Raw genomic sequence first — 14,230 nt, 5'->3', positions numbered from 1 at the left:
GGGAAAGGCGACATGGTTATGACACCGCGGACTACCACCTCCACTGCGAAGGTTTGAGCGACCGCGGCTCGTCACGTCTTTCATCAGCTGTCCGGAAAAAGTCAGCACCCCAGAAAAAGCGCGGCACGTGGTCGCGCTTTTTTGTTTTCTGGAGTTCCCTCACATGTCCCACATCTCCATCCAACTGCCCGACGGCTCCAAGCGCGAGTTCCCGCAACCGGTGACCGTCGCCGAAGTCGCGGCCTCGATCGGCACGGGCCTGGCGAAGGCGGCGCTGGCCGGCCGCGTCGGCTCGGGCGACGACGCCAAGGTCGTCGACACGAGCTTCCTCATCGACAAGGACACGCAGCTGGCCATCGTCACGGACAAGGATCCGGACGGGCTGGAGGTCATCCGCCATTCGACGGCCCACCTGCTGGCCTATGCGGTCAAGGAACTGTTCCCCGACGCGCAGGTCACCATCGGCCCGGTCATCGAGAACGGCTTCTACTACGACTTCTCCTACAAGCGCCCGTTCACGCCCGACGATCTGGCGGCGATCGAAGCCAAGATGGGCGAGCTCGCGAAGAAGGACGAGAAGGTCACGCGCTCGGTGCTTCCGCGCGATGAAGCCGTCGAGTACTTCAAGGGCATCGGCGAGGCCTACAAGGCCGAGATCATCGCCAGCATCCCGGCGGACCAGGACGTCTCGCTGTACGCCGAAGGCGGCTTCACCGACCTGTGCCGCGGCCCGCACGTGCCGTCGACGGGCAAGCTGAAGTTCTTCAAGCTGATGAAGGTGGCCGGCGCCTACTGGCGCGGTGACCACCGCAACGAGCAGCTGCAGCGCATCTACGGCACGGCCTGGGCGACGAAGGACGACCTCGCGAACTACCTGCGCATGCTGGAGGAGGCGGAGAAGCGCGACCACCGCAAGCTCGGCAAGGACCTGGAGCTGTTCCACATCGACGAGCATGCGCCGGGCGTCGTCTTCTGGCATCCCAAGGGCTGGACGATCTGGCAGGAGGTCGAGCAGTACATGCGCCGCGTGTACCGCGACAACGGCTACCAGGAAGTGAAGGGCCCGCAACTGCTGGACAAGACGCTGTGGGAGGCCACGGGCCACTGGGACAAGTACCGCGACAACATGTTCACGACGGAATCGGAGAAGCGCGACTACGCGCTCAAGCCGATGAACTGTCCCGGCCACATCCTGATCTTCAAGCACGGCATCAAGAGCTACCGCGACCTGCCGCTGCGCTTCGGCGAGTTCGGCCAGTGCCACCGCAACGAACCCACGGGCGGCCTGCACGGGATCATGCGCGTGCGCGGCTTCACGCAGGACGACGGCCACATCTTCTGCACGGAAGACCAGATCCTGGCCGAGTGCGTGGCGTACACGGCACTGTTGCAAAAGGTCTACAAGGACTTCGGCTTCGACAACATCATCTACAAGGTCGCGACGCGCCCCGAAGCCCGGATCGGTTCGGACGAGGTCTGGGACAAGGCCGAGTTCGCGCTGATGGAGTCGCTGCGCGCGTCGGGCGTGGAGTTCATCATCGCCCCGGGCGATGGCGCCTTCTACGGTCCGAAGATCGAATACACGCTCAAGGACGCGATCGGCCGCCAGTGGCAGTGCGGCACGATGCAGGTCGACTTCTCCATGCCCGCGCGCCTGGGCGCCGAGTACGTGGCCGAGGACGGCGAGCGTCACACCCCCGTCATGCTGCACCGCGCGATCGTCGGCAGCCTGGAGCGTTTCATCGGGATCCTGATCGAGCAGCACGCCGGCGCGCTGCCGGTTTGGCTCGCTCCGACGCAGGTCGTTGTCGCCAATATCACCGACGCCCAATCGGACTACGTTTCCAGCATTGTGAAATCGCTGCAAAAACAAGGGGTTAGGGTCCAGGCAGATTTGCGGAACGAGAAAATCACGTATAAAATCCGCGAGCATTCACTGCAAAAGGTGCCGTTCATCCTGGTCGTCGGCGACAAGGAAAAGGCGAACGGCGCAGTCGCAGTGCGCGCCCGAGGCAACCAGGATCTGGGCGTGATGTCGCTGGAGGACTTCGTTTCGAAGCTCTCGACCGCCATCGCGGACAAGACCTGAGTCGGGCGCTTTTTGCGTTGTACTGATCATTACGGACCCTTGCCAAGGCCCGCCTAAAGGTAACCACCATCGCTACTTTTGCTGACCGTCGTGCGATTCCGGAGCGCAAGCACCGCCTGAATCGCGAAATCATCGCTTCTGAAGTCCGTCTCAATGGCCCCGAGAACGAGCCGATCGGCATCGTCTCGATCCAGGAAGCGCTCCGGATGGCCGGTGACCTGGACGTCGATCTGGTCGAAATTGCCGCCACTGCAGTCCCGCCGGTCTGCCGGTTGATGGACTACGGCAAGTTCAAATACCAGGAGCAGAAGCGCGCCGCGGAAGCCAAGTCCAAGCAGAAGGTCATCGAGGTCAAGGAAGTCAAGTTCCGTCCGGGCACGGACGAAGGCGACTACCAGATCAAGATGCGCAACCTGCGCCGCTTCATCGCGGAGGACGGTGACAAGGGCAAGGTCACGCTGCGCTACCGGGGCCGCGAGATCACCCACCAGGACATCGGCATGCGCATGCTGGAACGCATCCGCGATGAGCTGTCGGACGTGGCGGTGGTCGAGCACATGCCCAAGCTCGAAGGGCGCCAGATGATCATGGTGCTCGCACCGAAGAAGCGTTGAGCTTCTGAAGAATCGACTCGGCGGGGCCGGCAGGCCCCGCCACAGTTTCAGCCCGCCGATCTGGTCGTCGGCGGGCTTATTAGTCTCCTGCAGGCCGGTCAAGTACCGCGGAATCCGCGGTCGCCTGGAGGGACGCACATAGAAGGAGCAGTCATGCCCAAGATGAAGACCAAGAGCAGCGCGAAAAAGCGTTTTCGCGTTCGTCCGGGTGGCACCGTCAAGCGCGGTCAAGCGTTCAAGCGCCACATCCTGACCAAGAAGACCACGAAGAACAAGCGCCACCTCCGTGGTGCCACGACCGTGCATGAGACCAACATGGGCCACATCGCTTCGATGCTGCCCTTCGCTGGTCTGTAATCCAGCAGTAGACAAGGAGATACAACATGCCTCGCGTCAAACGTGGTGTAACCGCACGTGCTCGTCACAAGAAGGTCCTGGCTCTGGCCAAGGGCTTCCGTGGTCGTCGCAAGAACGTCTTCCGCATCGCCAAGCAGGCGGTGATGAAGGCGGGCCAGTACGCCTACCGTGACCGCCGTGCCAAGAAGCGCGTGTTCCGCCAGCTGTGGATTGCCCGTATCAACGCGGCAAGCCGTGGCCTGGGTCTGAGCTACAGCAAGTTCGTGGCCGGTCTGAAGAAGGCCGAGATCGACATCGACCGCAAGGTCCTGGCCGACCTCGCCGTCAACGACCCTGCTGGTTTCGCCAGCATCTTCGCCAAGGTGAAGGCCGCTCTGGCTTGATAGCCATGGTCCGCCCGCCGGTGCTCTCCGGCGAGCGGACTGGCCGCTCCGGCCTTGCCGGGGTTGCCTCTTTCAAAGGCCGACACCCCGGTGTTCGGCCTTTTTTCATTCCGGCGCGGTGGTGCGATGTTCGCCATTCCACCGTCGTGCCATTCGATTTCCGCCAACGACGCCGACGCCCAGTCGCCGCCCCGCGATGAACGACCTCGATCAATTGCTGCACCAGGCGACCGGCGAATTCGCCGCCGCCACGACTCCCGCCGACCTGGAGAACGCCAAGGCGCGCTTCCTGGGCAAGACCGGTCAGGTCACCGAGCTGATGAAGGGCATGGCCAGCCTGCCCGTCGAGGAGAAGAAGACCCGCGGCGCGCAGATCAACCAGCTGAAGCAGGGCATCGAGGCGGCGCTGACCGCGCGCCGCCAGGCGCTGGCGGACGCGGAGCTCGAGAAGCAGCTCAAGGCCGAGGCGCTGGATGTGACGCTGCCCGGCCGCCAGCGCGGCACCGGCGGCCTGCACCCGATCACGCGGGCGATGGAGCGCATCGAGGCGATCTTCGGCTCGATGGGCTTCGACGTCGCCGACGGCCCGGAGATCGAGAACGACTGGTTCAACTTCACCGCGCTGAACACGCCGCAGGACCACCCGGCGCGCTCGATGCACGACACCTTCTACATCGAAGGGGGTCATGTCTTGCGCACCCACACCAGCCCGATGCAGATCCGCTATGCGGTGCAGCATGTCAAGAAGCACCGTGCGCTGATCGACGCCGGCCAGCCGATGCCCGAGATCCGGGTGATCGCGCCGGGCCGCACCTACCGCGTCGACAGCGACGCCACGCATTCGCCGATGTTCCATCAGGTCGAGGGCCTGTGGGTCGGCGAGAACATCAGCTTCAAGGACCTGAAGTCCGTCTACGTGAACTTCATGCAGCAGTTCTTCGAGACGACGGACATGGAGATCCGTTTCCGTCCGAGCTACTTCCCGTTCACCGAACCCAGCGCCGAGATCGACATGATGTTCGGCTCCGGCCCGCTCAAGGGGCGTTGGCTGGAAGTCTCCGGCTCCGGCCAGGTGCACCCGCAGGTGATCCGCAACATGGGGCTCGATCCCGAGCGCTACATCGGTTTCGCCTTCGGCTCGGGCATCGACCGCCTGGCCATGCTGCGCTACGGCGTCAGCGACTTGCGCCTGTTCTTCGACGGCGACCTGCGCTTCCTGTCGCAGTTCAAGTAATTCGAGCCCCCGGTCGCCTAGAGAGCAAGAGAGAACCCCATGCAATTCCCTGAGTCCTGGCTGCGGGCCTTCTGCAACCCCGCGCTGAACACGCAAGAACTGGCCGAGCTGCTGACGATGTCCGGCCTCGAGGTGGAAGAGCTGCGCCCGGTGGCGCCGCCGTTCCACGGCATCGTCGTGGCCGAGATCGTCGAGGCCGTCCAGCATCCGGACGCCGACCGCCTGCGCGTCTGCAAGGTCAGCGCCGGCGGCCCCGAGCTGCTGCAGATCGTCTGCGGCGCGCCGAACGCGCGCGTCGGCATCCGCGTGCCGCTGGCCACGATCGGCGCCGAACTGCCGCCGGGCGAGGACGGCAAGCCCTTCAAGATCGGCAAGGGCAAGCTGCGCGGTGTCGAGAGCTTCGGCATGCTGTGCTCGGCCCGCGAGCTGAAGCTGGCGGAGGACCATGGCGGTCTGCTGGAACTGGCCGCGGACGCAGCGATCGGCGAGAACATCCGCAAGCACCTGAACCTGGACGACACGCTGTTCACGCTGAAGCTGACGCCGAACCTGGCGCACGCGCTGAGCGTGTACGGCGTCGCGCGTGAAGTGGCCGCGCTGACTGGCGCGCCGCTGCTCGCACCCGAGATCAAGCCTGCCGCTGTCGCGACCGATGCGAAGCTGCCGGTGCGCGTCGAGGCTGCGGACCTGTGCGGCCGATTCTCCGGCCGTGTGATCCGCAACGTCGACACGACCGCGAAGACGCCGCAGTGGATGGTCGACCGCCTGGCCCGCTGCGGCCAGCGTTCGGTGTCGCCGCTGGTGGACATCTCGAACTACGTGATGTTCGAACTGGGCCGCCCGTCCCACATCTTCGACCTCGACAAGATCCACGGCGAGCTGATCGTCCGCTGGGGCAAGCCGGGTGAGCAGCTCAAGCTGTTGAACGGCACCACGATCGAGGTCGATGCGACCGTCGGCGTGATCGCCGATCGTGAGCAGGTCGAGTCGCTGGCCGGCATCATGGGCGGCGACGCCACGGCCGTCTCCGACGACACGAAGAACATCTACGTCGAAGCCGCGTTCTGGTGGCCGAAGGCGGTGATGGGGCGCTCGCGCCGATTCAACTTCTCGACCGACGCCGGCCACCGCTTCGAGCGCGGCGTCGATCCCGCGGGCACCGTCGACCACATCGAGCGCATCACGCAACTGATCCAGTCGATCTGCGGCGGCGAGGCGGGCCCGATGGACGACCAGACCACACAACTGCCCGAGCGCAAGCCGGTGGCGCTGCGCGTCGAACGCGCCGCCAAGGTCATCGGCATGCCGGTGACTCAGGCGGACTGCGAAGGCGTGTTCAAGCGCCTGGGGCTCGAGTTCACCTCGGCACCGGGCGTGATCACGGTGACGCCGCCGACCTTCCGCTTCGACATCCAGATCGAGGAAGACCTGATCGAGGAAGTCATCCGCGTGCTGGGTTATCCGAAGCTGCCGTCGACGCCGCCGCTGGCGCCGGTGGTCGGCAAGGTGGGCTCGGAATCGCGCCGCGCGACGCATGCGCTGCGCCACGCGATGGCCGGCCTCGGCTACTTCGAGACGATCAACTTCAGCTTCGTCGAGGCGCGCTGGGAGCAGGAGCTCGCCGGCAACGCCAACCCGATCCAGCTGCTGAACCCGATCGCCGCGCCGCTGGCGGTGATGCGTACCTCGCTGATGGGCTCGCTGGTCCAGGCGCTGCGCAACAACCTGGCGCGCAAGTCGCCGCGCGTGCGCGTGTTCGAGATCGGCCGCGTGTTCCTGCGCGACGCGTCGGTGCAGGAAAGCGACACGACGATCGCCGGCATCGCGCAGCCGATGCGGCTGTCCGGCCTGGCCTGGGGGCCGGCGGACCAGCAGCAGTGGGCGCAGAAGGACCGCGCGGTCGACTTCTTCGACGTGAAGGGCGACCTGGAGGCGCTGTTCGCGCCGCGTGTGCTGAGCTTCGAAGCCGCCACGCATCCCGCGCTGCATCCGGGCCGCAGCGCCCGCGTGCTGCTGGACGGCAAGGCGATCGGCGTCGTCGGCGAGCTGCATCCGAAGTGGCGCCAAGGCTACGAACTGCCGAGCGCGCCGGTCCTGTTCGAGCTGTCGCTGGACGCGGTGCTGGCCCGCACGCTGCCGCAGGGTCAGGGCGTGCCCCGCCTGCAGGCGGTGCAACGCGATCTGGCGCTGATCGTCAATGAGCAGGTGACCTATGCCTCCCTCATCCGGGCGATCGAAGCCAGCGGCGAAGCCCTGGTACGCTCTGCGCGTTTGTTCGACGTCTTCAAGCCCGCCCAACCGACGGCGGAGCTGAAGGCGAACGAACGCAGCCTGGCCGTGCGCCTGGAGCTGCTCGATGACGAGAACACGCTGACCGACGAACGCATCGAGCAGGCGGTGGCGAAAGTGGTGGCGCAACTGGGCGAACGCCTCGGCGCGCGCCTGCGAGGCTGAGGGAGGGGAGGACACCCATGAGTGATGACGATCTGAAGGATCAGGCGCGCGTGCTGCTCGGCAGCCTGGAGACGCCCACGCTGACCAAGGCCGAGCTGGCGGAACTGCTGTTCGACAAGCTCGGCCTGAACAAGCGCGAGTCCAAGGACATGGTCGAGGCCTTCTTCGACATCATTCATCAGAGCCTGTCCAGCGGCCGCGAAGTGAAGCTCTCGGGCTTCGGCAACTTCAACATCCGGCGCAAGGCGCCGAGACCGGGCCGCAATCCGCGCACCGGCGAGGCGATCCCGATCAAGGCCCGCAACGTCGTGACGTTTCATGCGAGTCACAAATTGAAAGAAGCCGTCCAAGGCAACACGCCTTCGGGTGGTGACTTCGAGTAGAGTCTGACCCTTCCCGCCGCTGCCGGAGCCGTTGATCCCCATGGACGTCCAGCTTCCCGCCATTCCTGCCAAACGCTACTTCACCATCGGTGAGGTGAGCGAACTGTGCGGCGTGAAGCCTTACGTGCTCCGCTATTGGGAACAGGAGTTCACGCAGCTCAAGCCGATGAAGCGGCGGGGCAACCGGCGCTATTACCAGCATCACGAGGTGCTGCTGATCCGCCGGATCCGCGATCTGCTCTACGACCAGGGCTTCACGATCAGCGGCGCACGCAATCAGTTGATCGACGTCAGCCACACCGGGGTCAGCGCCCAGGAGTTTCGCGCCGAGGCGTTGGCGGCTGCGCAGCTCGACGCCTACCGCGATCATCGCGAAGCGTCGCGCGCGTTGGCGGCGGACGTTGCGGACAGCGCGGCACACACGACCGTGTCGCTCGAGAAGCTCACGCTGGAGCAGGTCAGGGATGAGTTGTTGGCGATTCGAGAGAGTTTGCTTGCATGAGTCTCTCGAATACGTATAGAATCTAAGGCTTAGTCGGGGCGTAGCGCAGCCTGGTAGCGCACTTGCATGGGGTGCAAGGGGTCGCGAGTTCGAATCCCGCCGCCCCGACCATTTATAAGAAGAATCAGGAAGCCCGGTATCGCAAGATGCCGGGCTTTTTGCTTTCCCGGCTTAGCCCCATCCACGGGCGCAGCGCGTTCACGCGCATCGCCAGCAGCGCGGCCAGCAGGCATCCCAGCGCGGTGATCGTGACGAGTGCGATGGCCTCCATCGCGAGCGGCCTCTGCAGCGGCGCGAGCAGATGCCCCGCGACCACGGTGACTGTCTGGTGGACCAGATAGAAGGGGAAGACGGCGAGCGTCAGCCAACGCAGCAACGGCGAATCGCGATCGGCCAGCCACTGCCTCCCGAAGCCCAGCACCGCCACGATCGGCAGCCATTGCTTGCCGGCGTTCAGCGCGCGCAGTGCCATCAGCAGCCACTGCGGGAAGTCATCGCCGTGCGCGACGCGCCACTCGTCGGTGAGCATCTGCGACATCCACTGCACCAGGACGTAAGCGATCAGCGCGACCCAGCGAAGTCGGCGGGCTCCTTCCCAGGCGCCATGGCGATCGTCTCGGCTGCCGTAGAGCGCGAAGCCCAGGACGAACACCGTCAGATACACCCCATGCTGGTACCAGTCGTGGACGAGGTCGTGCGTGCTGGGGAAGCGTTCCAGCAGATGCTGGCGCAGCAGCGCGAACACCAGCCAGGGCACCCACAGCAAGCGGCCTCCGGCGACGACGTGTCGCCAGCCCGGATGCGCGACGAGGGCGCGCACGGCCCGAAGCCGCAACGCCAGCAGCACGAGCACGGTGTAGGCCCACAGGTAGGGCAGGAACCAGAGGTGATTCCAGGTCGGCAGCTTCAGGCAGTCGTCGCCGCGGCAGAAGCCGTGATAGGCCTGGAAGTAGAGCGTCAGGAAGTCGCCATAGTTGCCGGCGTAGTGCAGCTTCTCGACGACCTCCAGGTAGGCCTGCGGCGGCACGATCACCGTCATCCCGAACAGCAGCGGCAGCAGCAACCGCTTGCTGCGCGTCGCGATCAGGCCGGAGCCGCCGTCGGCGCGTCCCGTCATCAGCGCGGTCGCCGCGCCGGAGATCAGGAACAGCAGCGACATCCGCCACGGGTTCAGCCACAGCATCCAGGACTCGAGCGCGGGGACGAGTCGCGGCGACTTCACGTGCCAGTCCCAGCTCACGTAGAACATGCCCGAGTGGTAGAGGATCAGCAGGCCGAAGGCGATGACGCGGAGCCAGTCGAGCTCCGTCAGCCGGGACGACGCTGCCACGCTGCGCGCGGCGGGAATGGAGGTGTTCATGAGTCGGAGCTTCGTCGCGCAGGGCGCTTTCACGGAGGGAATGTGACGAGCCGCCCCCGCCGGGTGACGACCCGCCCCGTCCCAGGGGCCGCTCGACGGGCTCATCGGCGCGCGGCGCCCCTACACTGCGCCGCCATGACCGAGGACAAGTGGCTGGCGATCTATCTGAAGCGACGGCGCTGGGTCGAGCGCGGGATCTGGAGCGCCTTGCTGCTTGGCTCGGCCATCGCGAACACGATCACCACGAATCTGGACATCCGCCGTGCCGGCCTGCCCTTCGAGTCCTGGGAACCGGCGGTCTGGGAGTTTTCGAGCGCCATCGTCTGGATGGCGCTGATCCCGTGGATCGTCCGCGCGGCTGACACCAGACCCTTGCGCTGGGGGCTGCTGCGCAGGCATCTGCCATGGCACGTCCTCTTCGCGCTGGGGACCAGCCTCGCGCATGTCCTGGGCATGGTGGCCCTGCGCAAGCTGGCGTACGCGACGCAGGGCGCGGTCTACGACTTCGGCAACTGGCCGCTCGAACTGTTCTACGAAGCATTGAAGGACGTCCGCAGTTACGCCTTCGTCCTGGTGATCGTCGGGGCGTACCGGCTGTTCGTGTGGCGCTGGCAGGGCGAGGCGAGTCTGCTGGCGGATACGCCGGAACAGCCCGCCGCGTCGACGCCGCCATCGACACCTTTGCCGTCGGCGGCGTCGGCCACGCCCGTGCCTGGATCCACTCCTGGAATCGTCGCGGCGACCCCGGTGGAGCGGCCCGCGCTCCCCGAGCGCCTGCTGGTGAAGAAGCTCGGCAAGGAGTTCCTGCTGCCGATGGACGAGATCGAATGGGTGCAGGCCTGCGGCAACTATGTGAACCTGCGTCGGCAGCAGCACGACTACCCGCTGCGCAGCAGCCTGGGCGCCTTCGAGCAACGCCTGGACCCGGCGGCATTCGTGCGCGTGCACCGCGGCTACCTGGTGCGACTGAGCCTGATCGAGGCCATCGAGCCGACCGAGGCCGGCGATGCCCACCTGCGCCTGCGTGACGGCAGCCGCGTGCCCTGCAGCCGCACCTATCTGGAGCGCTTGCGGCAGCGTCTTGTCTGACGGGGCGAACTCCTGCCCGCCGGGTTCACCGGAGGGCTCGCGCGCAGCTATGCTCTGACCCCAATGGACGCCCCTCTGGAACCCCACGACGTCGCCGACCCGTCCCCGCGCCTGCTGCGCGAGTCCGGCGAGGGCGGACGCATCCAGGCGCGGCTGGAGGGCGACTGGACGCTGCTGGCGCTGCGCGAGCGCGTCGAGGCGCTGCGCGGCGAACTCGGCGAGGTGCCGACCGCCAATGTGTCCTGGGACCTGAGCGCGGTGCGCCGGCTCGACCCGACCGGCGCGCTGCTGCTGTGGCAGGCCTGGGGTCGCCGCCAGCCGGAGGATCTGCGCTGGCCGCCCGCCCCGATGGCGGACATGTTCCAGGCGCTGTTCGCACGACTGGGCAGCAAGCAGGGCAAGCCGGCGAAGCCGCCGCGCGCGCAGAACGTGCGCCAGTTCGGGCAGGGCCTGCTCAACCTCGCGAGCCATCTGCTCGATGCGACCGCGTTGCTCGGCCAGGTCACGCGTGACCTCGGCACGCTGGCCCGCCACCCCAACCTGATCGCGTGGAAGGACATCTCCGCCCACATCTACCGCAGCGGCGCTCAGGCGCTGGGCATCACGGCGCTGGTGGGGGTGCTGGTCGGCATCACGCTGTCCTACCTGACCGCCAAGCAGCTGCAGAGCTACGGCGCCGACATCTACGTCATCAACATCCTCGGGATCAGCGTCTGGCGCGAGCTGGGGCCGCTGCTCGCGGCGATCCTGGTGGCGGGACGCAGCGGCTCGGCGATGACGGCGCAGCTCGGTGTGATGCGGGTGACGCAAGAGCTGGATGCGCTGTCGGTGATGGGCATCTCGCACACGATCCGGCTGGTGGTGCCCAAGATGGTGGCCCTGGCACTCTCGTTGCCCTTGGTCATGACCTGGACCAGCAGCATGGTGCTCCTGGGCGGCATGCTGGCCGCGCGCGCCACGCTGGGCCTGGACTACATCCAGTTCCTGCAAGGCCTGCCGGCCGCGGTGCCGGTGGCCAACCTGTGGCTGGGACTGGCCAAATCGGCGGTGTTCGGCGTCATGATTGCCTTCGTGGCCTGCCATTTCGGGCTGCGGATCAAGCCGAACAGCGAAAGCCTCGGGACCGGCACCACCGATTCGGTGGTGAGCGCGATCACCGTGGTCATCATCGTGGACGCGATCTTCGCGGTGATGTTCTCCGACGTGGGGTTGAAAGCATGAGCGGATGTATCGAACCGACCTCGGCCGAAGCCGTCGAGGAACTGAACGTCCAGCCGGGCGATCCGGTGATCGAGGTGCGTCACGTCGGCACGGTGCTCGGCGGGGTGCGCATCCACAAGGACCTGAGCCTGGAGGTCACCGCCGGCGAGGTGCTGGCCATCATCGGCGGCTCGGGCAGCGGCAAGACGACCTTGCTGCGGCTCATGCTGGGCCTGGAGCGGCCCAGCGAGGGCGAGGTGCTGGTCTTCGGCCACAAGCTCGGCAAGTGCGAGGCGACCGACCTGGCGCAGGTGCGGCACCGCTGGGGCGTGCTGTTCCAGCAGGGCGCGCTGTTCTCGGCGCTGTCCGTGTTCGACAACGTCGCACTGCCGCTGCGCGAGCTCAAGAGCCTGCCCAAGGACCTCATCGCCGAGCTGGTCATGACCAAGCTCCAGCAGGTCGGGCTCAAGCCCGAGGACGGCATCAAGATGCCGGCGGAACTCTCGGGCGGCATGATCAAGCGGGTGTCGCTGGCGCGCTCGCTGATCATGGATCCGCAGCTGCTGTTCCTCGATGAGCCGACGGCTGGGCTGGACCCGGCAAGCTCGAAGAACTTCGTGCAACTGATCGAGAGTCTCCGGCGCGAAATGGCGCTGACGGTCGTGATGGTCACGCATGACGTCGACACGCTGTTCGCGATCGCCGATCGGGTGGCGGTGCTCGCGGACCAGCACCTGATCGCACACGGGCCGCTCGAGCTGGTGGTGAAGCAGAAGCATCCGTTCATCCGCAACTTCTTCCTCGGCCATGCGGACCGCTGCGCCGCAGACAACCTGCGCAGCTACCGCGACGCGCTGCAGCACCGCGACGAGATGCCCGCCTGAACGCGGCGAACGGCCGGCGGACTTCTCCCACCACAACGAACAACGATCAACCACAAGGACTCGGGCGAGCACATGGAAAACAAGGCACATGCATTGGCCACGGGCCTCTTCGTGCTGCTGCTCGGGGCGGCGCTGGTGGCGGTCATCCTGTGGTTCCGCGATGATCGCGGGGACACGCAGACTTTCACCGTGGTGACCGCTTCGGGTGTACCGGGGCTCAATGTGAAGGCGCCGGTGAAGCTGCGCGGCGTGCAGGTCGGCAAGGTCGACACCATCCGTTTCGATCCGGCGCAGCCGCGGCAGATCCTCGTCGACATCGAGGTCGACTCGGACGCGCCGATCGCGCCGGGGACGCAGGCCAAGCTGGGCTATCAGGGCATCACCGGGCTGTCGTTCATCGATCTGTACGACGGGCCGGATCCGACGGATCCGAAGCAGAGCGTGCTGCAGACGCGACGCATCGCGCTCGCCCCCGGTTTCCTCGACCAGTTGCAGGACGCGGGGCCGAAGCTCGCGGCCGGTGCGCTCGCCACGATGGACCGCATTCAGAAGGTCCTCAGCGACAGCAACCAGCAGCAGCTGAGCCAGACCCTGGCGCAGCTGAACGAGGCCTCCGCGGGGCTCAATGAGCTGGTCAAGGAACTGCGGCCAACGGCGCAGGCGTTGCCGGGGCTGGTGAAGAACACCGACGGACTCATGGTCGCGGGTCGGAACACGCTGGGCAACGTCGACACGCTGGCGAAGCAGGGCGGCGAACTCGTCGATGAATACAAGGGCAAGGCGGCCGCGATCGATCAACTGGGCGACGCGGCGGTGCAGTTGCAGCGCACGCTGCGCCGGGTGGAGCTGTCATTGGTGGGCTCGGCGGACAAGCCGCGTCAACGCGCGGTGCTGGACGATCTGTCGGCGGCGGCGCGCGCCCTGGAGCGCGCGGCGCAGAACATCGGCGATCAGCCGCAGAGCCTGATCCTCGGGCCGACGCCCGGTGCGCCCGGACCCGGTGAGACGGGATTCGAGGCGGGAGCGAAGAAATGAACGACCACATCGAACTTCCGTGGACCGGTAGCCTGCGCCGCGCGCTGCTGCTCGGCGGCCTGGCGCTCGCCGCGACGCTGAGCGCCTGCGGCAGCCGGCCGCCGGCGCCGACGCAGATGGACCTCGGTCCCGCGCCCGCGTGGCCGCAGCAGACCACGCTGGCCAAGCGCGTTGAACTCCAGGCGGTCACCGCGCCAGAGACGCTGCAAGGCACCGGCATCGCCTACCGGCTCGTCGACTCCGATCCGTATGCGCGGCGCGTTTACCGCGACTCGCGCTGGGCGGCGCCGCTCCCGGTGCTCGTGGGCTCGCGGCTGCGCCAGCAGATCGCACGTGCGCCCGTCGCCGCAGGCGCCGATCCGCAAGTGGCCATCAGCGTGACCTTGGAGCTTGAAGAGAGCCTCCAGAACTATTCCAGCGCCTCGCGCAGCGACGTGCAGGTGCGGGTGATAGCCACCGCCGAGGACGGCACGCAGCGCGCGTTCGATCGGTCGGAACCCGCCGGCGCGAGCGCCGAAGGCGCCGTCAAGGCGACCGCGGCTGCGGTCGATGCGCTCGGACCGGAGATCGCGGCCTGGGCGGCGACCTTGTCTCCCCGCGTGCCTCAGGCGCGGGGGCGGCGCTGATCGGCAGGCTGCCCACCTTC

The 14,230-nt window shown here is 66.7% G+C and carries 14 protein-coding genes and 1 tRNA gene; 14 read left to right on the top strand and 1 reads right to left on the bottom strand.

Annotated features, from left to right (window positions below; all coding sequences use genetic code 11):
- The first annotated feature begins 163 nt into the window (after window positions 1-163).
- The 9 genes from thrS to AC1VNM_RS14195 all read left to right on the top strand — a co-directional run bounded on the left by thrS (window position 164) and on the right by AC1VNM_RS14195 (window position 8,127).
- Window positions 164-2,089 (top strand): threonine--tRNA ligase, encoded by a 1,926-nt coding sequence (gene thrS, locus AC1VNM_RS14235; RefSeq protein WP_377152501.1) that lies wholly within the window; start codon window positions 164-166, stop codon window positions 2,087-2,089.
- Between the two features lie 68 nt (window positions 2,090-2,157).
- A complete protein-coding gene (infC, locus tag AC1VNM_RS14230; protein ID WP_082938615.1) occupies window positions 2,158-2,703 on the top strand; it encodes a translation initiation factor IF-3 in 546 nt (181 codons plus the stop codon).
- Window positions 2,704-2,856: 153 nt separating this feature from the next.
- The gene (rpmI, locus tag AC1VNM_RS14225) at window positions 2,857-3,060 is read left to right on the top strand and encodes a 50S ribosomal protein L35 (RefSeq protein WP_067275755.1); all 204 of its coding nucleotides are present in this window, start codon (window positions 2,857-2,859) and stop codon (window positions 3,058-3,060) included.
- Between the two features lie 26 nt (window positions 3,061-3,086).
- Complete coding sequence (rplT, locus tag AC1VNM_RS14220) at window positions 3,087-3,443, top strand: 50S ribosomal protein L20 (protein WP_067275752.1); 357 nt, start codon at window positions 3,087-3,089, stop codon at window positions 3,441-3,443.
- A gap of 196 nt (window positions 3,444-3,639) precedes the next feature.
- Complete coding sequence (gene pheS, locus AC1VNM_RS14215; protein WP_483107338.1) at window positions 3,640-4,677, top strand: phenylalanine--tRNA ligase subunit alpha; 1,038 nt, start codon at window positions 3,640-3,642, stop codon at window positions 4,675-4,677.
- A gap of 39 nt (window positions 4,678-4,716) precedes the next feature.
- Window positions 4,717-7,131 (top strand): phenylalanine--tRNA ligase subunit beta, encoded by a 2,415-nt coding sequence (gene pheT, locus AC1VNM_RS14210; protein WP_483107337.1) that lies wholly within the window; start codon window positions 4,717-4,719, stop codon window positions 7,129-7,131.
- A gap of 17 nt (window positions 7,132-7,148) precedes the next feature.
- A complete protein-coding gene (locus AC1VNM_RS14205; RefSeq protein ID WP_431104778.1) occupies window positions 7,149-7,514 on the top strand; it encodes an integration host factor subunit alpha in 366 nt (121 codons plus the stop codon).
- Window positions 7,515-7,554: 40 nt separating this feature from the next.
- Window positions 7,555-8,016: a MerR family transcriptional regulator gene (locus AC1VNM_RS14200; protein ID WP_483107336.1), complete on the top strand. Its 462-nt coding sequence runs from the start codon at window positions 7,555-7,557 to the stop codon at window positions 8,014-8,016.
- A gap of 34 nt (window positions 8,017-8,050) precedes the next feature.
- Window positions 8,051-8,127, top strand: a tRNA-Pro gene (locus tag AC1VNM_RS14195).
- A 13-nt stretch (window positions 8,128-8,140) separates the two neighbouring features.
- Here the strand turns inward: AC1VNM_RS14195 and AC1VNM_RS14190 are convergent.
- Entirely contained in the window at window positions 8,141-9,376 is a 1,236-nt protein-coding gene (locus tag AC1VNM_RS14190; protein ID WP_483107335.1) for an acyltransferase family protein, read from the bottom strand.
- A 135-nt stretch (window positions 9,377-9,511) separates the two neighbouring features.
- On the opposite strand from AC1VNM_RS14190, the gene AC1VNM_RS14185 reads away from it, so the two are divergent.
- The 5 genes from AC1VNM_RS14185 to AC1VNM_RS14165 all read left to right on the top strand — a co-directional run bounded on the left by AC1VNM_RS14185 (window position 9,512) and on the right by AC1VNM_RS14165 (window position 14,210).
- Window positions 9,512-10,465, top strand: coding sequence for a LytTR family DNA-binding domain-containing protein (locus AC1VNM_RS14185; RefSeq protein WP_483107334.1), 954 nt, complete (start codon window positions 9,512-9,514; stop codon window positions 10,463-10,465).
- A gap of 63 nt (window positions 10,466-10,528) precedes the next feature.
- The gene (locus AC1VNM_RS14180) at window positions 10,529-11,686 is read left to right on the top strand and encodes an ABC transporter permease (protein ID WP_377152515.1); all 1,158 of its coding nucleotides are present in this window, start codon (window positions 10,529-10,531) and stop codon (window positions 11,684-11,686) included.
- Complete coding sequence (locus AC1VNM_RS14175) at window positions 11,683-12,549, top strand: ABC transporter ATP-binding protein (RefSeq protein ID WP_431104773.1); 867 nt, start codon at window positions 11,683-11,685, stop codon at window positions 12,547-12,549. Before AC1VNM_RS14180 ends, AC1VNM_RS14175 begins: the two co-directional genes overlap by 4 nt.
- A 72-nt stretch (window positions 12,550-12,621) precedes the next feature.
- The gene (locus AC1VNM_RS14170; protein ID WP_483107333.1) at window positions 12,622-13,584 is read left to right on the top strand and encodes an MlaD family protein; all 963 of its coding nucleotides are present in this window, start codon (window positions 12,622-12,624) and stop codon (window positions 13,582-13,584) included.
- On the top strand, window positions 13,581-14,210 hold the full coding sequence (locus tag AC1VNM_RS14165) for an ABC-type transport auxiliary lipoprotein family protein (RefSeq protein ID WP_483107332.1): 630 nt from the start codon (window positions 13,581-13,583) through the stop codon (window positions 14,208-14,210). The genes AC1VNM_RS14170 and AC1VNM_RS14165 overlap by 4 nt, the downstream gene beginning before the upstream one ends.
- Window positions 14,211-14,230: the final 20 nt, after the last annotated feature.

It is taken from the genome of Mitsuaria sp. MSU3D (assembly GCF_056867975.1).
This window is presented reverse-complemented; position numbering and strand designations above follow the sequence as displayed.